General features: G+C 70.3%; 20 protein-coding genes. 11 read left to right on the forward strand and 9 right to left on the reverse strand.

What is annotated here, in order from left to right; all coding sequences use genetic code 11:
* Positions 1-16: 16 nt before the first annotated feature.
* Positions 17-1,915: a propionate--CoA ligase gene (locus tag G3A44_RS01415; RefSeq protein WP_163455694.1), complete on the reverse strand. Its 1,899-nt coding sequence runs from the start codon at positions 1,913-1,915 to the stop codon at positions 17-19.
* Between the two features lie 391 nt (positions 1,916-2,306).
* On the opposite strand from G3A44_RS01415, the gene G3A44_RS24020 reads away from it, so the two are divergent.
* From G3A44_RS24020 to G3A44_RS01440, 5 genes are read left to right on the forward strand one after another with little or no spacing between them, the layout of a single operon-like run.
* The gene (locus G3A44_RS24020) at positions 2,307-3,095 is read left to right on the forward strand and encodes a tetratricopeptide repeat protein (RefSeq protein WP_163455695.1); all 789 of its coding nucleotides are present in this window, start codon (positions 2,307-2,309) and stop codon (positions 3,093-3,095) included.
* Positions 3,096-3,111: 16 nt separating this feature from the next.
* Positions 3,112-3,633, forward strand: coding sequence for a MotA/TolQ/ExbB proton channel family protein (locus tag G3A44_RS01425; protein ID WP_163455696.1), 522 nt, complete (start codon positions 3,112-3,114; stop codon positions 3,631-3,633).
* On the forward strand, positions 3,630-3,956 hold the full coding sequence (locus tag G3A44_RS01430; protein ID WP_203561248.1) for a DUF2149 domain-containing protein: 327 nt from the start codon (positions 3,630-3,632) through the stop codon (positions 3,954-3,956). The genes G3A44_RS01425 and G3A44_RS01430 overlap by 4 nt, the downstream gene beginning before the upstream one ends.
* On the forward strand, positions 3,953-5,344 hold the full coding sequence (locus tag G3A44_RS01435; protein ID WP_163455697.1) for a sensor histidine kinase: 1,392 nt from the start codon (positions 3,953-3,955) through the stop codon (positions 5,342-5,344). Before G3A44_RS01430 ends, G3A44_RS01435 begins: the two co-directional genes overlap by 4 nt.
* Positions 5,341-5,982: a response regulator gene (locus G3A44_RS01440; RefSeq protein WP_163455698.1), complete on the forward strand. Its 642-nt coding sequence runs from the start codon at positions 5,341-5,343 to the stop codon at positions 5,980-5,982. Before G3A44_RS01435 ends, G3A44_RS01440 begins: the two co-directional genes overlap by 4 nt.
* Positions 5,983-6,001: 19 nt before the next feature.
* Here G3A44_RS01440 and G3A44_RS01445 read toward each other — a convergent pair whose 3' ends face one another.
* Positions 6,002-7,495, reverse strand: coding sequence for a CoA transferase (locus G3A44_RS01445; protein WP_163455699.1), 1,494 nt, complete (start codon positions 7,493-7,495; stop codon positions 6,002-6,004).
* 144 nt (positions 7,496-7,639) lie between these two features.
* Here G3A44_RS01445 and G3A44_RS01450 point away from each other — a divergent pair, with 144 nt between their 5' ends.
* A complete protein-coding gene (locus G3A44_RS01450; protein ID WP_163455700.1) occupies positions 7,640-8,947 on the forward strand; it encodes a citrate synthase family protein in 1,308 nt (435 codons plus the stop codon).
* Between the two features lie 74 nt (positions 8,948-9,021).
* Here the strand turns inward: G3A44_RS01450 and G3A44_RS01455 are convergent, their stop codons facing one another.
* From G3A44_RS01455 to scpA, 6 genes are all read right to left on the reverse strand, one after another.
* A complete protein-coding gene (locus tag G3A44_RS01455; protein ID WP_163455701.1) occupies positions 9,022-9,492 on the reverse strand; it encodes a VOC family protein in 471 nt (156 codons plus the stop codon).
* Between the two features lie 8 nt (positions 9,493-9,500).
* Positions 9,501-11,576 carry an acetyl-CoA carboxylase biotin carboxylase subunit gene (locus tag G3A44_RS01460; protein ID WP_163455702.1) on the reverse strand — a complete coding sequence of 692 codons (2,076 nt, stop codon included), beginning with the start codon at positions 11,574-11,576 and terminating at the stop codon, positions 9,501-9,503.
* A gap of 25 nt (positions 11,577-11,601) precedes the next feature.
* Positions 11,602-13,134: an acyl-CoA carboxylase subunit beta gene (locus G3A44_RS01465; protein WP_163455703.1), complete on the reverse strand. Its 1,533-nt coding sequence runs from the start codon at positions 13,132-13,134 to the stop codon at positions 11,602-11,604.
* Positions 13,135-13,195: 61 nt separating this feature from the next.
* Entirely contained in the window at positions 13,196-14,257 is a 1,062-nt protein-coding gene (gene meaB / locus G3A44_RS01470; protein WP_163455819.1) for a methylmalonyl Co-A mutase-associated GTPase MeaB, read from the reverse strand.
* Positions 14,258-14,311: 54 nt separating this feature from the next.
* Complete coding sequence (locus G3A44_RS01475; RefSeq protein ID WP_163455704.1) at positions 14,312-14,779, reverse strand: GNAT family N-acetyltransferase; 468 nt, start codon at positions 14,777-14,779, stop codon at positions 14,312-14,314.
* 78 nt (positions 14,780-14,857) lie between these two features.
* Entirely contained in the window at positions 14,858-17,014 is a 2,157-nt protein-coding gene (scpA, locus tag G3A44_RS01480; protein ID WP_163455705.1) for a methylmalonyl-CoA mutase, read from the reverse strand.
* Between the two features lie 244 nt (positions 17,015-17,258).
* On the opposite strand from scpA, the gene G3A44_RS01485 reads away from it, so the two are divergent.
* On the forward strand, positions 17,259-17,903 hold the full coding sequence (locus tag G3A44_RS01485) for a GntR family transcriptional regulator (protein ID WP_163455706.1): 645 nt from the start codon (positions 17,259-17,261) through the stop codon (positions 17,901-17,903).
* 34 nt (positions 17,904-17,937) lie between these two features.
* Here G3A44_RS01485 and G3A44_RS01490 read toward each other — a convergent pair whose 3' ends face one another.
* Positions 17,938-18,720, reverse strand: a complete 783-nt coding sequence (locus G3A44_RS01490) for a DUF481 domain-containing protein (RefSeq protein WP_163455707.1) — start codon at positions 18,718-18,720, stop codon at positions 17,938-17,940.
* Between the two features lie 190 nt (positions 18,721-18,910).
* Here G3A44_RS01490 and G3A44_RS01495 point away from each other — a divergent pair, with 190 nt between their 5' ends.
* The 4 genes from G3A44_RS01495 (at position 18,911) to G3A44_RS24025 (ending at position 22,940) form a co-directional block, all read left to right on the forward strand.
* On the forward strand, positions 18,911-20,650 hold the full coding sequence (locus G3A44_RS01495; protein ID WP_163455708.1) for a GspE/PulE family protein: 1,740 nt from the start codon (positions 18,911-18,913) through the stop codon (positions 20,648-20,650).
* Positions 20,651-20,658: 8 nt separating this feature from the next.
* Entirely contained in the window at positions 20,659-21,894 is a 1,236-nt protein-coding gene (locus tag G3A44_RS01500; protein ID WP_163455709.1) for a type II secretion system F family protein, read from the forward strand.
* A gap of 148 nt (positions 21,895-22,042) precedes the next feature.
* Complete coding sequence (locus tag G3A44_RS01505; RefSeq protein WP_163455710.1) at positions 22,043-22,435, forward strand: type II secretion system protein; 393 nt, start codon at positions 22,043-22,045, stop codon at positions 22,433-22,435.
* Positions 22,436-22,460: 25 nt separating this feature from the next.
* A complete protein-coding gene (locus tag G3A44_RS24025) occupies positions 22,461-22,940 on the forward strand; it encodes a pilus assembly FimT family protein (protein ID WP_163455711.1) in 480 nt (159 codons plus the stop codon).
* Positions 22,941-22,986 lie beyond the last annotated feature (46 nt).

Below are 22,986 nucleotides of genomic sequence, written 5' to 3' on the forward strand. Positions count from 1 at the left end.
GCAGGCCCGACGGGCCTCAAGCCGGCTTGACCTGGTCCTTGACCTGCTGCAGCGCCGCCGGGTCTTCCATGGTGGTCAGGTCGCCGGGGTCGCGGCCTTCGCACACGGCTTGGATGGCACGGCGCAGCAGCTTGCCCGAGCGGGTCTTGGGCAGCACCGAGACGAACTTGACCATGGCCGGGCGGGCCACGGCACCGAGCTGGCCGTCCACCACCTTCATGATCTCAGCCTCATGCGCCTTGGCGCTGGCCACGTCGGCCGCCTTGGACGGATCCTTCAGCACCGCAAAGGCCACGGCCACCTGGCCCTTGAGCGGATCGGCCACGCCCACCACCGCCACCTCGGCCACGTTGGGGTGGCTGGAGATGCTTTCCTCGATCTCCCGGGTGCCCAGGCGGTGGCCGGCCACGTTGATCACGTCGTCGGTGCGGCCCAGGATGAAGAAGTAGCCGTCGGCGTCCTTGATGCCCCAGTCAAAGGTGCTGTACATCACCTTGTTGTGGATGCTGGACCAGTAGGTCTTCACATAGCGGGCGTCGTCGCCCCACACGGTTTGCAGGCAGCCCGGGGGCAGCGGGCCTTCCACCGCGATCACGCCCTTCTTGCCGGGTTCGGTGATCTCCTCGGCGGTGGTCTCGTCGATCAGCTTGACGTCGTAGCCGTACACCGCCTTGCCCGGCGAGCCGAACTTGGTGGGCGCGGTCTCCACGCCGTTGCAAATGGCCATGATGGGCCAGCCGGTCTCGGTCTGCCAGTAGTTGTCGATGATGGGCTTGTGGATGGCGCCCGCGATCCAGGTGGCGGTGGGCTCGTCCAGCGGCTCCCCGGCCAGGAACAGCGCCTTCAGGCTGGACAGGTCGTACTGGGTCAGGAAGGCCGGGTCCTGCTTCTTGAGCACGCGCGCGGCGGTGGGCGCGCTGAACATCACGCTGACCTTGTACTTTTCCACCAGGCTCCACCAGATGCCGGCATCCGGGCGGATGGGCAGGCCCTCGTACATGATGGTGGCCATGCCGTTGATCAGCGGGCCATAGATGATGTAGCTGTGGCCCACCACCCAGCCGATGTCGCTGGTGGAGAAGTAGGTCTCGCCGGGGTTGCCCATGTAGATGTGCTTCATGGACGCGGCCAGGGCCACGGCGTAGCCGCCGGTGTCCCGCTGCACGCCTTTGGGCTTGCCGGTGGTGCCGCTGGTGTAGAGGATGTAGCTGGGGTGGGTGCTGTCCACCCACTCGCAGGGCACCTGGGCATCCATCACGCCAGCGCGCAGGCTGGCGTAGTCCTCATCACGGCCCGCCACCTTGGCGAACTCGGCCAGGCCCCGGTCCACCATCAGCACCTTGGCGGGCTTGTGGCCGGCCAGGCTGATGGCCTCATCCAGCAGGTGCTTGTAGGGCACGCTCTTGCCGCCGCGCATGCCGGCATCCGCGCTCACGATGACCGTGGGCTGGGCGTCGTCAATGCGGCTGGCCAGTGAGTGGCTGGCAAAGCCGCCGAACACCACCGAGTGGATGGCGCCGATGCGCACGCAAGCCAGCATGGCAAAGCAGGCCTCGGCAATCATCGGCATGTAAATCAGCACCCGGTCGCCCTTCTTCACGCCCAGTTGCTGATAAATCGCCGCCATGCGGTTCACCTCGGCATGCAGCTCGCGGAAGCTGTAGGCCTTCTCGGTGCCGGTCTCGGTGGAGACGAAGATCAGCGCGTTCTGGTCCGGCCGGGTGGCCAGATGGCGGTCCACCGCGTTGTGGCACAGGTTGGTCTGCCCACCCGCGAACCACTTGGCAAACGGCGGGTTGCGGTAGTCGCACACCTGCGCATAGGGCTGGTGCCAATCGATCAGCTGGGCTTGCTCGGCCCAGAAGCCGTCACGGTCCTGGATGGAGCGGCGGTGGAAGTCGGCATAGCTCGTCATGGGTCTTGTCTCCTGGCGGATGGCTCTCAAGGGACTCTCAAGAATTGGGGACGGGCGCAGACCGCGGGGTCTGGGGCGCACCAGCGTGAATTCATAATTCAAAATGATGCTCCTGACAGGCGCCTGTCACCCACCGGGCGGGCTTGACCTGACGCAAGGGAAACGGCCCCCGGGACCCCTGCCCGGCAGGAACGCCAGTCACCCCACCAGCAGATCATGGGGCGAATCACGGCGGGCAAATTGCCCGGTCCTCGGCGGGCGAGCCACCCTGGGCGCCCACCGCTCGCCTGCCTATCGTCTGGGTCATTCCCACCCACCACCCGGCCTGCCGCCGCACCCGACGATGCGCCCCCCTCCCCCACCCTCCCTCCACCGCACGCCGGGCCCCGGCATGCCCCGCCCGGCGCGGACGCTGGCCCTGGCGGGGGTCACCCTGCTCGCCACCACGCTCACCCTGCCAGCGGCCTGGGCCGACATGCAAGCCGGCAGCGGCAGCTGCGGCCAGGCGCTGAGCGACCCGGCCAACGACCTCTCCGTCGCCCATGCCGCCCAGCAGCCCGCCAGCCTCATCACCTGCAGCGCCGGCTACCTGGCGGCCAAGTGCGGGGACTACGCCACCGCCAACGTCATCTTCGACAAGTGCATGGCCAAGGGCTATGCCGGCGCCATGATCTGGAAGGCGCACATGCTGGAGAACGGCCACGGCGTGGAGCGCGACCTGGGCCAGGCGGCCGCGCTGTTCCGCCAGGCCTCACAAAGCGAGGACGAGCAATACGCCGCCCTGGGCAAGCTGCACTACGCCAGCGCCCTGTTGGAGGGCCGGGGCGTCGCCCGCGACGAAGCCGCCGCGCGCCAGTGGTTTGAGGCCGCCGCCGCCCAAGGCAGTGACGACGCCAAGGAATTCCTGCGCACAGGCCACCACACCGCCTCCCGCGATGCCTTCGGCCGCGGCGTGGGCCAGGCGCCCGGTGCAGACAGCACGGCACAGCGCCTGCTGCGCAAGGTGCAGACCGCGCTGCCTGCCCTGCCCGACCTGTCGGCCACCTGGGCACTGCTGGCCGGCCTGTGCGCCCTGCTGGGCCTGGGCGGCTGGCGGCAGTGGCAGGCCACCACCACGGCCACCACCACGGCCACCACCACGGCCGCCCCCCCACGCCGCCCCGCCACCGCCAAGACCTGACCCCCGAGACCCACCCATGACCACCTCTCTGGAACACGCCCTCCACGGGATCAGCCAACTGTTCTTGCTGCCGGTGCTGCTGGCCATCGGCCTGCTGTTTGCCTACGCCTTCGTCGCCCTGGGCGCCTGTGCCGTGCAGGCCTGGCAACGCCATCGCGGGCAGGCCGCCGGCTTTGAGCTGCGCCACGCCGGCCGCCAGCCACCTCCCCCCAGCCCGGCGGCGTTGGAGCTCCTGGCCCTCAAGCGCCTGGAACCCGTGCGCATTGCCACCCGGGTGGCGCCCATGCTGGGCCTGGTGGCCACCATGATCCCGATGGGGCCCGCACTCCAAGCCATGGCCGGCGGCCAGATGGCCGAAGTGGCACAGGGGTTGACCGTGGCCTTCTCCGCCGTGATCCTGGCGCTGATCGCGGCGGCCATCACCTACAGCGTGGCCCAGGTGCGGCGCCGCTGGTACGCCAGCGATCTGCTGTGGCTGCAGTCGGGTGAGCCACAGGCGGAGCCCGCCGGCACCCCGGTGAAGGAGGCCAGCGCATGATCACCGAACGCCTGCTGCACGACGAGGACGAGGACCCGGTGCTCTCGCTGGTCAACCTCATCGACGTCTTTCTGGTCATCATCGCCGCCCTGCTGCTGGCGGTGGGCCAGCACCCCTTGCGGCCCTTTGCCCAGGAGGAGGACTACACCCTGATCCGCCGCCCGGGCCAGGCGGACATGGAAATCATCACGCGCAAAGGCCAGAAGCTGGAACACTACCGGGCCGAATCCGCCCCGCCCACGGACAGCGGCGGTGGCCAGGGCGTGCGTGCCGGCGTGGCCTACCGCCTGCCCGACGGCAGCATGATGTTTGTGCCTGAATGACCCTGCCTGCCTTGCCACCGCCCGCCACTGGCCCCGCCTTGCGGCTGGGCAGCCGCCTGCTGTGGCGGCTGGTCGGCGCCACCACGCTGCTGCTGCTGGCCCTGCTCTGGATGGCCTGGCACGACTGGCGCGAGCAACTCGCCACCGACCTGCCCGCCACCGCTGAGCTGGCCAGCCAACTGCTGCATGACGACCTGGCGGGCCGGGCGGGCGCCTTCAACCGCCCCCAGCTCACCGCCACGCTGGCGCCCCTGGCCCCGCTGGCGCGCCGCGCCGCCTTCTGCGCCGAACTGCGCAACCTGCAGGGCCGGCTGATGGACCAGGGCTGCCTGCCCCGGCTGCCGCCCGCTTCGCTCACCGGGGCGGCGGGTCCGCCAGCGGACTTCGGCCTCTTGCTGGTCGGCGCTGAGCCGTCGCCAGCCGACTGGCCCTGGCCGGCGCGGGCCGCCCGCTGGTTGGCCACGGCAGGCGGTGCACCCGCCAGCCAGACCCACACCCTGGTGCTGCCCGAAGGCCTGAAGCTGGGCACGCTGGAGCTGGAGCCCGACTGGACCCACGAGGCCGGCCAACTCGGCCGCCACCTGGGCCTGATCGCCCTGGGCGGCCTGGCCCTGCTGGCCGGCCTGCTGCACATCGCCCGCACCGCCACCCGCCAATGGGCGCAAGACCACCGGCAGCAGCAGCAACTGGCCAGCCACCTGCTGAACGCACGGGAGCAAGAGCGCCGCCGCCTGGCCCGCGAGCTGCATGACGAGCTGGGCCAAAGCCTCACCGCCCTGCATGCCGAAGCCGCCGTGGTGGCACTGGTCAGCGCCGGCGCCGCCGGCACAGCCCCCGCCCTGACCCAAAGCGCCCAGGCCATGCGCCGCCTGCTGGCCCAGATGCAAGAAGGCCTGCAGCGCGTGCTGGCCGATCTGCGCCCGCAGGCCCTGGACCGCTTTGGCCTGCCCAGCGCCCTGCAGGCCCTGGCCCGGCAAACCCGCCTGCATGCCGATGGCACCCCCCTCACCGTCACCCTGCAGCTGCCGGAGCCCTGGCGCCCGCTGCCGGCCGACCACGACATCCACGTCTACCGCATCGTGCAGGAAGCGCTCACCAACGCCTGGCGGCACAGCGCTGCCCGCCACGCCACGGTAAGCCTGCGCCCGGACGGCGACCTGCTGCACCTCAGCGTGCAAGACGATGGCCAGGCCAGCCCGCTGCAACCGGTGCAGCCCGGCCACGGCCTGCTGGGCCTGCATGAACGGGTGGCCGCCCTGGGCGGCACGCTGCGCTGCACCCACCCCGAGGGCGGGGGCCTGTGCCTGAGCGTGCGCCTGCCCTGCCCCCGCCCCACACCGGCCAGCGCCCCCACCGCCGCCACGCCCCCACCTGAAAGCCCCGCATGATCCGAGTGATGCTCGTGGACGACCACGCCGTGGTGCGCGAGGGCTACCGCCGCCTGCTGGAATGCCAGGGCGACCTGCAGGTGGTGGCTGAAGCCGGGGACGGCCAGCAGGCCCTGCAGGATTGGCGCCACACCCAACCCGATGTGACCGTGGTGGACCTGGCCCTGCCCGGCCTGGGCGGGCTGGAGCTGATCACCCGGCTGCGCCAGCGTGAGCCCCGCTGCCGCCTGCTGGCCTTCAGCATGCACCGCGACCCCGTCTGGGCCACACAGGCCCTGCGTGCCGGCGCGCTGGGCTATGTGACCAAGAGCAGCCCACCCGAAACCCTGGTGCAGGCCGTGCGCACGGTGCACGACGGCCGCCGCGTGATCAGCCCCGACATCGCCACCGAGGTGGCCACCGCCCTGCTGGACGCCCAAGGCGCCGAAACCGGCGCCCCGGCCGGCCTGAGCCCCCGGGAGTTTGAGGTGCTGCGCGCTCTGGTGGCGGGCCGCGAGGTGGCCGACATCGCCGAGGCCCTGCACCTCAGCCCCAAGACCGTGCACAACCTGCACTACCAGATCAAGGCCAAGCTGGGCACGCGCAGCGACTTCGAGCTGGCGCGCCTGGCGTGGCAAAACGGCTGGATGGACGCCTGAGACGGGGCGCGCCGTCGCCTCAGGGCGCGCTCGCCCACACCGGCGCATCGGTCCCCGGCGGCACGGCCGGCCGCCACGGTGTGGCCCAGGGCGCTGACCAGTCCCAGGCGCTGGGCATCACCCGCAGCGGGCCAAAGCCGCTGGCCTCGTCCTGCCAGTGGCCTTCGGGCGAGAGGGGCGGCAGCGCCAGGTCCCGCGGCGTGCGGCCCAGCTGGCGCAGCCACTGGCCCACGCCGGCCAGGCTCACGTCCACCGTCCAGCTGCCGCCTTCCTGCTGCTGGCGCCACAGCGCCACTTGGGTGCCCAGGGCCAGCAGGTGGCCGGCCGCATGGTCCAGCACCTGCACCGGCAGGGCGCGGGGCGTGGACTGCCCGGCGGCCTCGGCCTCCTCGTGGTTCAGGCCCAGGGCGCTCTGCACCAGGGAGTCAAAGCCACGCTGCTGCGCCCAGGGGCCCACCTGGCCCCAGGCGCTAAGCCGGGCCACCACCAAGCCGGGCCGCAGGCGGGTCAGCGCCTCGGCCGTCCAACCGCGGGCTTCCAGGGCGCCCGGGCGGTAGGCCTGCAGCCAGACGTGGGCGCCGGCCACCAGGGTGCGCAGGCGCTGGGCGTCGCCCGGCGCGCGCAGGTCCAGCACGGCCGATCGCTTGCCCCGGCTGGTCTCCGGCAGCACGGCGATGTTGGGCAGGTGCGGCCCGTTGACCAGCAACACCTCGGCCCCCAGCCAGGCCAGGGCCCGGCCGGCCACCGGGCCAGCCAGGATGCGGCTGAAGTCCAGCACGCGCAGCCCCTGCCAGGGCGGCGCGTGCGGTCCCTGCAGGGCGGGCCAGCGGCGGGGCGGCGCCTCGGGCTGGCCGGGGGGGGTGGGAAGGCGGCGGACCTGGACCGGCAGGGTGAAGTCCTGGCGGGCGGCCAGCGCCACGGCCTGCGGATGGACCGCCCACTGCGCCGGGGTCCGCAGGGCCACGCCCACGCCGCCAGCGGCCATCAGCGCGGCCTCCAGCGCCGGTGCGGACCAGCCGGCCAGGGCCGCCGCCACCGCCTCACGCGGTGTGAGCGCGCCGGTGGGCAAGCCCAACAGCGCCAGCAACCGGTCCCGGTGATGGGCAAAGTTGGCATGCACCCGCACCCAGCCCGGGGCGCCGCGGGCCTGCCCGCAGGGGTAGAGCCCGCTCACGGGGTCCCACACCGGGGGCGTCTGGCCGTCCACCTGCAGATGGCTGCCGAACAGCCGGGCTGCTGCCCAGCTGTCCACCCGCAGGCGGCTGCGCTGCGCCACGGCGGCTCCGGCCCGCCAGTCCAGGGCCAGCCAAGCTGCCAGGCCCGCCGCCGCCACACTGGCCTGCGCCGCCACCGTGACCGCAAAGGAGGACGGCAGCACGGCTGCCGGCCCGGTCAGCGTCACCTGGTCCAGTGCCGCTGGGGGCAGGCCCAAGCCGGTCCAGAGTGAGGCCAGGAGGTGCGGGGCCCCTTGAGGGGCCGGTGGCGCAGGAGGATGGCCAAGGACGTCGAGCATGGCGGTGTGGCGGGTAAGGAAGTGACCGGCCGCATTTCAGGCCGGCGGCCAACGCCCGTCCAGATGGACGCAATCGATCCACCTGGGCAGGGGCGGTGCCACGCGCTAGGCTGGGCGGGCACGCCGCCCCCCCTGCCCTGCCCCATGACCCAGGACCTCCCCACCGCCGACGCCCCGCTTTGGTGGACGGCCGATCAGGCCGCCGCCCACCTGGGCGTACGCCGCACCAGCCTCTACAGCTATGTCAGCCGCGGCCTCTTGCCAGCCCATCCCCTTCCCGGCGGCCGGGGCAAGCGCTACCGGGCCGACGATGTGCGCCGCCTGGCCGCGCAACGCCGCCAGGCCCGGGGTGGCCCGCAGGTGGCCGGCGCCGCGCTGGACTGGGGCCAGCCGGTGCTGTCCTCCGCCCTGAGCCATTTGTGGCAGGGCCGGCTGCACTACCGCGACCAGGACGCCGTGGCCTGGTCGCAGACCGCCAGCCTGGAGGACACGGCCCAGCTGCTGTGGGGCGAGGCGGTGGCATCGCCCGGCCCCTCAGCCACCCCGGACGACGGGCCGTCCGCCAGCGCCCCGCTGCTGTCCTGCACACCCGCACAGGCGCTGCAGGCCGTGCAACGTGCGCTGGGCGGCCAGCCCCCCGACCTGACCGGCTGGCCGCTGGTGCGGCAGGTGGCCCAGGCCCTGCTGGCGGCCGGCGCGCCACCGGCAGCGCCGCCTCCGCCCACCGGCCTGCCCGATGGCCCCCTGCACCTGGCCCTGGCAGCCCGGTGGGGCGTGCCCTCCCAACCCGGCTGGGCCGGGCACCTGCGCCAGGCCCTGGTGCTGTGTGCCGACCATGAACTCAACGCCTCCACCTTCGTGGCCCGCTGCGCCGCCGCCACCGGCGCCCCCGAAGCGGCCTGCGTGGCCGCCGCGCTGGCCACGCTGACCGGCCCACGCCATGGCGGCGCCACGGCGTTGATCGAAGCCGATTGGGACCGCTGGTTGCAGGCGGCCCAGGGCACCGCCCGGGCGCTGGCCGCCGTGGTGCGCCAGCTCCTGGCCGACCGGGGCCCACTGGCGGCCGGCTGCGTGGCCTTTGGCCATGTGCTCTACCCGCAGGGAGACCCGCGCGCCGCCGCGCTGCTGGCTGCGCTGCCGGCCGACCCGGCGCTAGACCGTCTGCTGGCGGAGGTGGTGCGCCAATCCGGGCTGGCACCGTCGCTGGACTTCGCCCTGGTCGCCCTGCGCCGCGCCCTGGGGCTGCCGCGCGGCGCGGCTTTCCAGCTCTTCGCACTGGGTCGCACCGTCGGCTGGATCGCCCATGCCCGCGAGCAGCGGCACAGCGGCGGCTTCATCCGCCCCCGTGCGCGTTATGTGGGTCCGTTGCCGGCGCCAGCCGCGGCGGCCGCAGGCCCCGCGGCACCGCCCAAGGGGCGCGTGGTGCGTTGCGTCGGCCCCGGGCGACGCTGAGAACGCCGCGGCGCCGTAGGCCCCGCGGCCCGTGACCTCTGCCGAGGCCCGACCGGGGCCTGCGTGGGGTCTGCTCAGCCCAGGGCCGCCACCACCTCGGGCGGGGCCTGCACCAGCTCGATCAGCACGCCTTCACCGCCCACTGGGAATTCGTCATTGCCCTTGGGGTGGATGAAGCAGATGTCAAAGCCCGCGGCCCCCTTGCGGATGCCGCCCGGGGCGAAGCGCACACCTTGGGCCGTCATCCATTCCACGGCCTTGGGCAGATCGTCCACCCACAGGCCCACATGGTTGAGCGGGGTGGCGTGCACGGCGGGCTTCTTGTCGATGTCCAGCGGCTGCATCAGGTCCACCTCCACGGCGGTGGGACCGGTGCCCAGCGCGCAGATGTCTTCGTCCACGTTCTCACGCTCGGAGACAAAGGTGCTCTTGACCGACAGGCCGAAGACATCGACCCACAGGCTTTTAAGGCGCTGCTTGTCGGTGCCGCCGATGGCGATCTGCTGGATGCCGAGGATTTTGAAGGGTTTGGGGGTGGCACTCATGGCGGGCCTCACTCAAACGAGATGATCGACTGGTCCACCGACAGGCTCTCGCCCACCTTGGCCTGCACGTCCTTGACCACGCAGTCCTGGGTGGCCACGAGGATGTTCTCCATCTTCATGGCCTCGATGACGGCCAGCTTCTCGCCGGCCAGCACCTTCTGACCCGGCTGCACGGCCACTTGCACCAGCAGGCCGGGCATGGGCGAGAGCAGGAACTTGGAGAGGTCCGGCGGTGCCTTGTAGGGCATGAGCTTGTGCAGCTCGGCCGCGCGCGGCAGCAGCACCAGGGCATCGAGCTGGGTGCCGTTGTGGATGACGCGGATGGCCAGCGGGTTCTTGCCGGCCACGCGCTCCACCTGGGCGCTGAAGGGCACGCCGTTGACCGTGCCGGTCATGCGCACCTCACCCAGCTTGGTGTGGCTCTGGATGAGGTAGGTCTTGCCCGCCACGCTCACCGGGGCGGTGCCAGCAGCGGGGTTGAAGTCACCCAGGGTCACGGGGTGGTAGACATGCTGGCCTTCGGCGCCCAGTTGCACCACCACCAGCTCATCGTTGTGCGCCACCTCATGGCCCGGCAGCTGGCCGCTGATGCCGGCCGCGCGCTCGCGGGCCTTGCGGCGCACAAAGGCGGCCAGGGCGACCAGGAACATCGGGTCGTCGTGGGGCACGTCCTCGGCCTTGAAGCCTTTGCTGTAGTGCTCGGCAATGAAGCCGGTGTTGAAGGCGCCGGTGACGAACTTCGGGTGGGCCAGCAGCGCGGCCTGGAAGGGGATGTTGCTGCTGATGCCTCGGATGACAAAGCCGTTGAGGGCCTCGCGCATCTTGGCGATGGCGTCGTTTCGGTCTTTCCCGTGCACGATGAGCTTGGCGATCATCGAGTCGTAGAACATCGGGATCTCGCCGCCTTCGTACACGCCGGTGTCCACGCGCACGCCACCAAAGCGGCCGTCAGCGTACGCCGGGCCTTGCAGGGTTTCGGTGCCTTGCGCCAGGTTGGCCGCCGGCGGCGCGTACTTCACCAGCCGGCCGGTGGAGGGCAGGAAGTTGCGGAACGGGTCTTCGGCGTTGATGCGGCACTCGATGGCCCAGCCTTCCTTCTTCACGTCGGCCTGGCCGAAGGCCAGCTTCTCGCCGGCCGCCACGCGGATCATCTGCTCGACCAGGTCCAGGCCCGTGATGCACTCGGTCACCGGGTGCTCCACCTGCAGGCGGGTGTTCATCTCCAGGAAGTAGAAGTCCTGGTCCTTGCCGACCACGAACTCCACCGTGCCGGCCGACTGGTACTTCACCGCCTTGGCCAGCGCCACGGCCTGCTCGCCCATGGCCTTGCGGGTGGCGTCGGAGATGAAGGGGCTCGGCGCCTCTTCGATCACCTTCTGGTGGCGACGCTGGATCGAGCACTCGCGCTCGTTGAGGTAAACCACGTTGCCGTGGCTGTCGCCCAGGATCTGGATCTCGATGTGGCGCGGCTCGAGCACGTACTTCTCGATGAAGACGCGGTCGTCGCCGAAGCTGTTGCGGGCCTCGTTGCGGCAGGACGAGAAGCCCTCGAAGGCCTCCTTGTCGTTGAAGGCCACGCGCAGGCCCTTGCCGCCGCCGCCCGCCGAGGCCTTGATCATCACCGGGTAGCCGATGCCTTTGGCGATCTCGACGGCCTGCTCGGGCGTGTCGATGGCGTCGTTGTAGCCCGGGATGGTGTTGACCTTGGCCTCGTTGGCCAGCTTCTTCGAGGCGATCTTGTCGCCCATGGCCGCGATGCTGAAGTGACGCGGGCCGATGAAGGCGATGCCTTCGTCCTCACAACGCTTGGCAAAAGCCTCGTTCTCCGACAGGAAGCCGTAGCCGGGGTGGATGGCTTCGGCGCCGGTGGACTTGGCCGCGGCGATGATCTTGTCGGCCACCAGGTAGCTCTCGCGGCTGGGCGCCGGACCCAGCAGCACGGACTCGTCGGCCAGGGCCACGTGGCGGGCCTCCTTGTCGGCCTCGGAATACACCGCCACGGTGGCGATGCCCATCTTCTTGGCCGTGGCGATGACGCGGCAGGCGATCTCGCCGCGGTTGGCAATCAGGATCTTCTTGAACATGTTTGTTTTTCTCCGCGCGGCGTGATCAGAGGGGGATATTGCCGTGCTTGCGCCACGGGTTGTCCAGCTTCTTGTCCTTGAGCATCACCAGGCTGCGGCAGATGCGCTTGCGGGTTTCGTGCGGCTGGATCACGTCGTCAATGAAGCCACGGGCGCCAGCCACGAAGGGGTTGGCAAAGCGGGCCTTGTATTCGGCTTCCTTGGCGGCCAGCTTCTCAGGATCGCCCTTGTCTTCGCGGAAGATGATCTCCACCGCCCCCTTGGCGCCCATCACCGCGATCTCGGCATTGGGCCAGGCGAAGTTCACGTCGCCGCGCAGGTGCTTGGACGACATCACGTCATAGGCGCCGCCATAGGCCTTGCGGGTGATGACCGTGACCTTGGGCACGGTGCACTCGGCGTAGGCGTAGAGCAGCTTGGCACCGTGCTTGATGATGCCGCCGTACTCCTGGCTGGTGCCGGGCATGAAGCCGGGCACGTCCACAAACGTGATCACCGGGATGTTGAAGGCGTCGCAGAAGCGCACGAAGCGCGCCGCCTTGATGCTGCTCTTGATGTCCAGGCAGCCGGCCAGCACCAGCGGGTTGTTGGCCACGATGCCCACGGTGGCACCGTCCATGCGGGCAAAGCCGATGACGATGTTGGCCGCGTAGTCGGGCTGGATCTCGAAGAAGTCACCGTCGTCCACGACCTTGAGGATCAGCTCCTTCATGTCGTAGGGCTTGTTGGGGTTCTCCGGCACCAGGGTGTCCAGCGAATGGTCCAGGCGGGTGGCCACGTCCTGGCTGGGGCGCACCGGCGGCTTGTCCTTGTTGTTCAAGGGCAGGTAGTTGAAGAAGCGGCGCAGCATCAGCAGCGCTTCCACATCGTTCTCAAAGGCCAGGTCGGCCACGCCGGACTTGGCGGTGTGGGTGATGGCACCGCCCAGCTCCTCGGCGGTCACGTCCTCGTGCGTCACGGTCTTCACCACCTCGGGGCCGGTGACGAACATGTAGGACGAGTCCTTGACCATGAAGATGAAGTCGGTCATGGAAGGGCTGTACACCGCGCCGCCGGCGCAGGGGCCCATGATCATGCTGATCTGCGGGATCACGCCGCTGGCCATGACGTTGCGCTGGAAGACCTCGGCATAACCGCCCAGGCTGGCCACGCCTTCTTGAATGCGCGCCCCGCCCGAGTCATTGAGGCCGATCACCGGGGCGCCGACCTTCATGGCCTGGTCCATGACCTTGCAGATCTTCTCGGCGTGTGACTCGGACAGTGCACCGCCGAACACGGTGAAATCCTGGCTGAAGGCGAAGGCCAGGCGGCCGTTGATCATGCCGTAGCCGGTGACCACGCCGTCGCCGGTGATCTTGTTGTCTTGCATGCCGAAGTCCACGCAGCGGTGCTCGACGAACATGTCCCATTCTTCAAAGGTGCCCTCGTCAAACAGCAGCTCCAGACGCTCGCGGGCGGTGAGCTTGCCCTTCTTGTGCTGCGCGTCGATGCGCTTCTGGCCACCGCCCAGACGGGCCTTGGCACGCTTTTCTTCCAGCATCTGGAGGATGTCTTGCATTTGGAGGGGCTCCTCGTTCGTCTTCGGGAAACAGGTCAGGGGGTGAGCGGCACGGGGCCGCTCAGGAAAACAGGTCCAGCAGCCGGCGTGCGGCCACCGAGGCGGCCAGCCGGCCGGCGCGCACCTCGGCGCCCCAGCCGCCCAGCTGGGCTTGCACGGCAGGGTGCGCACGAAAGCGCGCCTTCAGGCCGGCGTCGATGCGCTCCCACATCCAGGCTTCGTCTTGGGCGCGGCGGCGCGCAGCCAGGTGGCCGCTGGCGGTCTGCAGCTGGCGGTATTCGTTCACCGTGGTCCAGAAGGCATCCACCCCAGTGCCCTTCAAGGCGCTGATCTCCAGCACGCGCGGGTGCCACAGCGTGGCGTTGCCGGTGTCATGACTGGGATGCCCTTGTTGGCCGAACAGGCGCAGGGCGGAGGTGATCTGCGCCCGGGCGCGGGTGGCGGCATGGGGATCGATGTCGGCCTTGTTGATGACCACCAGGTCGGCCAGCTCCATCACGCCTTTCTTGATGGCCTGCAGGTCGTCGCCGGCATTGGGCAGTTGCAGCAGGCAGAACATGTCGGCCATGCCGTGCACGGCCGTCTCGCTCTGGCCCACGCCCACGGTCTCGATGATGACCACGTCGTAGCCGGCGGCCTCGCACACCAGCAAGGCCTCGCGGGTGCGCTCGGCCACGCCGCCCAGGGTGCCGCTGCTGGGGCTGGGGCGGATGTAGGCGGCTTCCTGCACGCACAGCTGCTCCATGCGGGTCTTGTCGCCCAGGATGGAGCCGCCCGAGACGGTGGACGACGGGTCCACCGCCAGCACGGCCACGCGGTGGCCCTGGGCGATGAGGTGCAGGCCCAGGGCCTCGATGAAGGTGCTTTTGCCCACACCCGGCACGCCGGAGATGCCCAAGCGGAAGCTGCGGCCGGTGTGGGGCAGCAGGGCGTTGAGCAGCTCGTCCGCCCGCGCGCGGTGGTCCGGCCGGGTGGACTCCAGCAGGGTGATGGTCTTGGCGATGGCGCGCCGGCGCGGCGCGATCTCTGCCGTCAGGATCTGGTCGTGCAGGCGCTGGTCGGCCTCGGGCAGCGGCGCGGGGGCTGCGGCGGGCGCAGCGGAAGGGTCCTGCGGGATGGGCATGGTGGAGAAGACGGGGCGCAAGGCCCGCAGGGCAGTCGGTGGGGCGAGGCCGCTTCAGCGCGCCGCGGACCGGGCCGGGCGCAGGTAGTACAGGTCCCACTCGCCTTCGGCCTGCAGCACGAAGCCGTGGCGCAGGTAAAAGCGGTTGGCGTCGGAGTGCTTGAGCGCGGTCACGCTCACGGCCTTGTGCTGTTCGTCAGCTTCTTTGAGCACCTGCTGCAGCACCCAGGCCCCTACCCCTTCGCCCTGGGCGCTGGGGTGGATGTAGAGGTGGTCCAGCAGCCAGTCGTGCTCGCGCGGCACCAGCACCACAAACCCCACCAGCGCCCCGTCCTTGAGGATGTGGCGGGTGTAGGCCGGCAGGTAGCCGCGGGAGAGGCGCTCGCGGGCACGCTGGGGGTCGAAACGGCCCACACGCTCCAGGCTCTCGCGCATGGCGGCCAGGCGCAGGGACAGCAGCGCGTCGAAGTCGTCCTCGCCAGCGGGCGCAAGCTTGAGGTCGGGGCGGTCGGTGGTGGGCATGGCAATGAGGCCGGCAGGCGGTCTACGAAGACGAGATGTGTCCAGTATCACGCGCCGCCGGCCCGGGTCATTCCAACTTCAGTTGGCCGCCTGCGCGGCCTTGATCTGCTCCAGCACATCCTTGGCGCTGGCCGGAATGGGCGTGCCCGGACCGTAGATGCCCTTGACGCCGGCGTCCCAGAGGTAGCCGTAGTCCTGCGCCGGGATCACGCCACCGACGAAAACGATGATGTCGTCGGCGCCCTGCTTCTTCAGCTCGGCGATGATGGCCGGCACCAGCGTCTTGTGGCCGGCGGCCAGGGTGGACACGCCCACCGCATGCACGTCGTTCTCGATGGCCTGGCGGGCGCACTCTTCGGGCGTCTGGAACAGCGGGCCCATGTCCACATCAAAGCCCAGGTCGGCAAAGGCGGTGGCCACCACCTTGGCACCGCGGTCGTGGCCGTCCTGGCCCAGCTTGGCGATCATCACCCGCGGCCGGCGGCCGGCCTCATCGGCAAAGGCGGCGATCTCGCCCTTGAGCTTGTCCCAACCCTCGGCGGAGTCATAGGCGGCGGCGTACACGCCGGTCACTTTTTGGATGTCCGCACGGTGGCGGCCATAGACCTTCTCCAGCGCGTCGCTCACCTCACCCACGGTGGCGCGCAGGCGGATGGCGCGGATGGACAGGTCCAGCAGGTTGCCCTGCCCCGACTGCGCGGCGGCGGTGAGGGCGTCCAGGGCGGCCTGCACGGCGGCGCCATCACGGGAGGCGCGGATCTGCTGCAGGCGGGCGATTTGCGCCTCGCGCACCTTGACGTTGTCAACCTCCAGGATCTCGACCGGATCCTCCTTGGCCAGCTTGTATTTGTTGACGCCCACGATGACGTCACGGCCCGAGTCGATGCGCGCCTGCTTCTCGGCCGCGCTGGCTTCGATCTTGAGCTTGGCCCAGCCGCTGTCCACGGCCTGGGTCATGCCGCCCATGGCCTCCACCTCTTCGATGATGGCCCAGGCCTTGTCGGCCATGTCCTGGGTGAGCTTTTCCATCAGGTAGGAGCCGGCCCACGGGTCCACCACGTTGGTGATGTGGGTCTCTTCCTGGATGATGAGCTGCGTGTTGCGGGCGATGCGGGCCGAGAACTCGGTGGGCAGCGCGATGGCCTCGTCCAGCGAGTTGGTGTGCAGGCTCTGGGTGCCGCCAAAGACGGCCGCCATGGCCTCGATGGTGGTGCGCACCACGTTGTTGTAGGGGTCCTGCTCGGTCAGGCTCCAGCCCGAGGTTTGGCTGTGCGTGCGCAGCATCAGGCTCTTGGGGTTCTGGGCGTTGAAGCCCTTCATGATGCGGGCCCACAGCAGGCGGGCGGCACGCATCTTGGCGATCTCCAGGTAGAAGTTCATGCCCACCGCCCAGAAGAAGCTCAGGCGGCCGGCGAACTCGTCCACGTCCATGCCCTTGGCGATGGCGGTTTTCACATACTCCTTGCCATCGGCCAGGGTGAAGGCCATTTCCAGCGCCTGGTTGGCGCCCGCTTCCTGCATGTGGTAGCCGGAGATGCTGATCGAGTTGAACTTCGGCATCTTCTGCGCCGTGTACTCGATGATGTCGCCGATGATCTTCATCGACGGCTGCGGCGGGTAGATGTAGGTGTTGCGGACCATGAACTCCTTGAGGATGTCGTTCTGGATGGTCCCGGACAGCTTGTCCTGGCTGACGCCCTGCTCCTCGGCGGCCACCACATAGCCCGCCAGGATGGGCAGCACGGCGCCGTTCATGGTCATGGAGACCGAGACCTTGTCCAACGGGATGTCGTTGAACAGGATCTTCATGTCCTCCACCGAATCAATGGCCACGCCGGCCTTGCCCACATCGCCGGTCACGCGCGGGTGGTCAGAGTCATAACCGCGGTGGGTGGCCAAATCGAAGGCCACGCTCACGCCCTGCCCACCGGCGGCCAGGGCCTTGCGGTAGAACGCGTTGGACTCCTCGGCGGTGGAGAAGCCGGCGTACTGGCGGATGGTCCAGGGGCGCACCGCGTACATGGTGGCCTGCGGGCCGCGGATGAAGGGCTCGAAGCCCGGCAGCGTGTTGGTGAAGGGCAGCCCCTGCACGTCTTCAGCGGTGTACAGCGGCTTGACGGTGATGCCCTCGGGCGTCACCCAGTTGAGCTTGTCCAGGTCACCGCCGGCAGACTTGGCCGCGGCCTTGGCCCACTGTTCCAGCGAGGCGGGGTTGAACTCTTGGGATGCGGACATGCGGAAAACTCCAGAACAGGGGCGGGGCGGCGACAGTCCCTTCCCCAAGGAAGGGGCCGTCGGGGGGTGCCGCCACCGCAAAACGGGGGCGCTGTGGGCGGTCAGGCCGGCTGCGGGCAGACCCTGCAGCGCGTCGATCACCATGATACATGATGCATAATTATGAATTCAAGGTTGACGTTGACCTGACTCAAGGCTCCAATCCGGGCCCCTGCGGCCCTCCCAGGCCTCCGCCCTGCCCGCCATGTCCGACACCGACAACTCGCTCGCCCCGCGCGCCCTGTACCAGCAGGTGGCTGAACGCCTGCGCGAACAGATCTTCAACCGCGAGCTGGAGCCCGGCAGCTGGATCGACGAACAGAAGCTGGCCGGCGACTACGGCATCAGCCGCACCCCCCTGCGCGAGGCCCTGAAGGTGCTGGCGGTGGAGGGGCTGGTGACCATGAAGGTGCGCCGCGGCGCCTATGTCACCGAGATGTCCCCGGCCGACGTGACCCAGGTCTACCGCCTGCTGGCCCTGCTGGAGAGCGACGGCGCCGCCGAGGTGGCCGAGCGCGCCAGCCCGGCCGAACTGGCCGAGCTGGACCAGTTACACCGCCAGCTGGAAGCCCAGGCCGGCCAGCGCGACCAGTTCTTCCAGACCAACGAGCAGTTCCATATGCGCCTGCTGGCCATGGGCCGCAACCGCTGGCGCGAGCAGATCGTGACCGACCTGCGCAAGATGATGAAGCTCAACCGCCACCATTCCCTGTTCCGCCAGGGCCGGCTGGCCGAGTCGCTCGAAGAGCACCGAGCGCTGATGCTGGCCCTGCAGCGCCGTGATGGCGCGCAGGCGGCGCAGCTGATGAAGCGCCACTTCGAGAACGGGCTGGCTGCGGCCAGCGCCTGAGGCCGCCCGGCCGGCGCGCCCCCGGCCCTGCCGCTCAGGGGCCCAGCTTGACGTTGATGCCGGTGAAGAAGGTCGAGTCCAGCATGCGCGTGCCTTGTGCCGGCTCGCTGTTGTAGGTCTGGATCAGGCCCAGGTTGAGCGAGAGGGTGCGCGTCACCGACACGGTCAGGCCCGCGTTGAGCTTGGCCTGCGTGTTCTTGGTGCCCGACACCGCCGGGTAGGCCTCCAGCCGCTGGTTGAACGACACGGTCTCGGTCAGCTGGTGCGCGGAGTTCTCGCCCACGATCACGCTGGTGGTGGCAAAGGAGGACTGCAGGCGCCCGTCGATGAGCTGCTGCTGCCCATAGCGCGCGAGCGTCCGGCTGGCACCGCCGTAGACGTCGAAGGTGTGCTGCGGCGTCTTCACCCAGTGGTGGCCCAGGCCGGTACCCACCAGGGTGCGCAGCGACAGGTCGGTCACCCGGTCATGCTCGACGCCGAGCTTGGCGAATCCGAACCAGTCGGCCGTGATGTTGTGGTCGTACTGCCCGTCCAGGGCCCATTTGCCGGCGGTGGTGGTGGAGGTGCCCTCCACCCGGCTCTGGCCTTCGGTGACAGCGCCCACCAGGCTCAGCTTGGTGTCCACGGTCTGGCGGGAGAGGTCCAGATTCAGCAGCAGGTTCTGCGTGCTGGTGTTACCGGTCGTGGTGTTGAGGGACGCCCCGGCTTGTCCCCGCCACAGGCCGTCCTGGGGATCGGCGGCGCGGGCCGGGGGAGCGGTCAAGGCGGGGCTCAGTACGCAGGTGGTGACGATCCAGGCTGCAGGCGCCAACTTCATTCAGGTTCCTCTTCTCGAAAAAAGGGCGCAAGACTAACCGGCTTTGGACAGCCGGCGGCCCGGGCAGCGCCACCCGGCCCGCCGCTGCCCGGAACAGGGCTGCGGCCACCCCGCTCATCGCCGCATCGGCCGACCCGGCGCTGCCTAGCATCGTGGCCACCCCCACCTTCCTGGCCCGCCAGGGCTTGTCATGCCCACCGCCCCCGTCCCCAACGCTGCCACCGACGCCGCCACCGGCCGGCCACCCCGCCTGCGCCTGGGCGATGTGCTGGTGCAGCAGAAGCTCATCTCCGAGCAGCAGCTGCAGCAGGCGCTGGAGGAGGGTCGCCAGAGCGGCAAGCGTCTGGGGCGGCTGCTGATCGAGCGCGGCCAGGTCACCGAGGACGCGGTGGTGCAGGCCCTGGCCACCCAGCTGCGCATCCCCTTCGTCAACCTGCGCACCTTCCCGCTGCGCAGCGAGACGGTGCGCCTGCTGGCCGAGTCCCCGGCCCGGCGCCACCGCGCGGTGGTGCTGGAGGACAAGGGCGACCACCTCACGGTGGCCATGGCCGATCCCCTGGACCTCTTCGCCTACGACGAGCTCACCCGCCTGCTGCGCCGGCCGCTGCAGATGGTGGTGGTGGCCGAGAGCCAGCTGCCCGCCGTGCTGGACCGCCACTACCGGCGCAATGAGGAGATCACCGGCCTGGCCAAGGCGCTGGAGAAGGACGTGGGCGACGCCCTGGACTTCGGGACCCTGCAGGCCAGCCTGGGCCAGGAGGCCGCACCGGTGGTGCGCCTGCTGCAGTCGCTGTTCGAGGACGCGGTGCAGGTGGGCGCCTCGGACGTGCACCTGGAGCCGCAAGAGCGCGAGCTGCTCATCCGCAACCGGGTGGACGGGGTGCTGCAGACCCAGGCCCAGGCCGACAAGCGCATTGCCGCGGCGCTCACCCAGCGCCTGAAGCTCATGGCCAGCCTGGACATCTCCGAGAAGCGCCTGCCGCAGGACGGTCGCTTCAGCCTGCGGCTGAAGGAGCGCACGCTGGACGTGCGCCTGTCCACCCTGCCCTGCCAGTACGGGGAGAGTGTGGTCATGCGCCTGCTGGGGCAGGACCAGTCGGTGCGGCGGCTGGGCTCTATCGGCATGCCCGCGGCCATGCTGGAGCGCTTTGACGCCATCATCCACCGCGCCTCGGGCATGGTGCTGGTCACCGGGCCCACCGGCTCGGGCAAGACCACCACCCTGTACGCCGCCCTGGCCGAGATCGACGCCGACACCCACAAGGTGATCACCGTGGAGGACCCGGTGGAATACCGCCTGCCCGGACTGACCCAGGTGCAGGTCAACGACAAGATCGAGCTGAGCTTTGCCCGGGTGCTGCGCGCCTGCCTGCGCCAGGACCCCGACGTGATGCTGGTGGGCGAGATGCGCGACCCCGAAACGGCCGAGATCGGCCTGCGCGCGGCCATGACCGGGCATATGGTCTTCTCCACCCTGCACACCAAGAGCGCCATCAGCACACCCTTCCGGCTGCTGGACATGGGGGTGCCCGGGTTCATGGTGGCCACCTCGCTGCAGGCCGTCATCGCGCAGCGCCTGGTGCGCACGGTCTGCGCGCACTGCGCCGAGCCCCAGCCCTTGAGCCCGCAGCAGCGGGCCTGGCTGCAGGGCGTGGCCGGGGAGCGTGCCCACGCGCTGCGGCCGCTGCGCGGGCGCGGCTGCACCGCCTGCAACAGTACCGGCTACCACGGCCGCCAGGGCGTCTACGAGATGCTGGAGATGGACGCCGAGCTGGCCCAGGCCGCCACCCAGGCCGACCCCACACGCTTCCTGGCAGCGGCCCGGGCCCGCATGGCCGGCCGCACCATGACCGACCACGCCCTGGAGTTGCTGGGCGCCGGCCGCACCAGCGTCGACCAGGCCATGCGCGTGGCCACTGACCTAGACTGAGGCGCGCCATGCCCGCCTACCAATGGAAGGGCCGCAACGCCCGCGGCGAGAAGGTCAGCGGCGAAGCCGACGCGCCCGACGAGGACAGCCTGGCCGCGCAGCTCATCGCCTCGGGCGTCACCCCGGTGGAGCTGCGGCGCCGCGGCCAGGCCAGCGCCGAGCCACGCCCCAGCCTGGCGCAGAGCCTGCTGGCCCAGCGTGTCAACGGCGAGGACGTGCTCATCCTCTCGCGCCAGCTCTTCACCCTGCAGAAGGCCGGCGTGCCCATGCTGCGCGCCCTGGTGGGCCTGGAGGCCTCGGCGGCCAAACCCGCCCTGGCCGCCCTGCTGGCCGATGTGCGGGCCAGCCTGGACCAGGGACGCGACCTCTCGGCCGCCCTGGCCCGCCACCCCGAGGCCTTTGACGCCTTCTATGTGGCCATGGTGCGGGTGGGGGAGATGACCGGCCGGCTCACCGAGGTCTTCCGGCACCTGGCCGGCCATGTGGAGTTCGAACTGGAGGTGCGCGCCCGCATCCGCCAGGCGCTGCGCTATCCGGCCATGGTGGGCGTGGCCATCCTGGCGGCGCTGGTCACCATCAACCTCTTCGTGATGCCCACCTTCGCCGACATGTTTGCCAGCATGAAGGCGGAGCTGCCGCCGCTGACCCGGCTTTTGCTGGGCGTCTCCGACACCATGGTGCGCCACTGGCCGCTGCTGGGCGCGGCCGCAGCCGCCCTGGTCCTGGGCCTGCGCGCGGCACTGGACAGCCCGGCCGGGCGCTACCGCTGGGACCGCCTGAAGCTGCGGCTGCCCATCGTCGGGCCCATCGTGCTCAAGGCCACGCTGGCGCGCTTTGCGCGCAGCTTCTCGCTGGCCTCGCGCAGCGGCGTGCCCGTCAGCCAGGCCATGACGGTGGTGGCCGAGACGGTGGACAACCACTGGGTCGCCGCGCGGGTCGAACAGATGCGCGACGCGGTGGAGCGCGGCGAGAGCCTGTCGCGGGCGGCCGCCGCCTCGGGCGTCTTCACCCCGGTGGTCATGCAGATGATGGCCGTGGGCGAGGAGACCGGCGCCCTGGACGAGTTGCTGGACGACATCGCCAGCCTCTACGAGCGCGAGACCGACCATGCCATCAAGGGCCTGTCCAGCGCCATCGAGCCGGTGCTGCTGCTGGTGATCGGCACCCTGGTGCTGGTGCTGGCCCTGGGCGTCTTCACCCCCATGTGGAACATGGGCCAGGCCGCCATGGGCCGGCCGCACTGACACGGCGGAGGACCCTATGGATCAACACCCCCTCAACCCCGGGCAGCCACCGCCGATAACGGACGGAGTGACCGGCAAACACGTCGCCCCGGTCCCGTCCCCACCGGCCTGAAGGCCGTGCCACGTGCGCCCAGATGAAAGGTCAACCATGTCTTCCCTGCCTGCCTCCCACCGCGTCCGCCATGCCGGCTTCACCCTGATCGAGCTGGTGATGGTCATCGTCATCCTGGCCGTGCTGGCCGCGGTGGCGATCCCCAAGTTCGTGGACCTGGGCGCCGACGCCAAGTCCGCCGCCCTGTCCAGCGTGGCCGGCTCGCTGACGTCCGCCTCGGCCGTCAACTACGCCGCCCGCAAGGCCAACGGCGCCAACGGTGCGGCCGTGGCCAACTGCTCGGATGTCGCCGGCCTGCTGCAGGGCGGCATGCCCAGCGGCTACGCCATCACCGCCGCCACGGTGGCGGCCAACGCCACCGTGGCCTGCACCCTCACCCAATCGGCCACCGGCAACACCGCCACCTTCTCGGCCACCGGCATCAACTGACGCGGCCAGGCTCGCCACCCCCACCATGGCCGCCACGCCCCGGGGTGCGGGGAGCCGCCGCCACGGCACCGGCTTCACCCTGCTGGAGCTGGTCACCGTCCTGGTGATCCTGGGTGCCCTGGCCGTGGTCGCCCTGCCGCGGCTGCCGGACCTGGACGGCTGGCGGCTGCGGGCCTGGGCCGACAGCCTGGTGGCCGAGGTGCAGACCGCCCGGCGCATGGCCCTGCACCAGCGCCGGCCGCTGACCGCCCGCTTCACGACCACCGGCTACCAGCTCAGCACCGCCGGCGGCGCGGTGCTGCGCAGCCTGCCCTGCCCCTCCAGCGTGCCCAGCTGCCTGGGCGGTCAGGTGCCCTCCAGCATCACCTTCAATGCGGACAACACCGGCGCCGCCCTCACCAGCACCGGCGCGGCGCTGGGCCTGCGGGTGGGGGATTCCAGCGGCGCGGAGGTCCAGCGCCTGACGCTGGAGACCGAAACAGGCCTGATTCGCGCGGCTCTTTGAGGCAACGGGTAGGCGGCGGCTGCCTAGCATGCCCAGCAGGATCCGC

Source organism: Ideonella livida, assembly GCF_010499455.1.
Lineage (GTDB): Bacteria > Pseudomonadota > Gammaproteobacteria > Burkholderiales > Burkholderiaceae_C > Ideonella > Ideonella livida.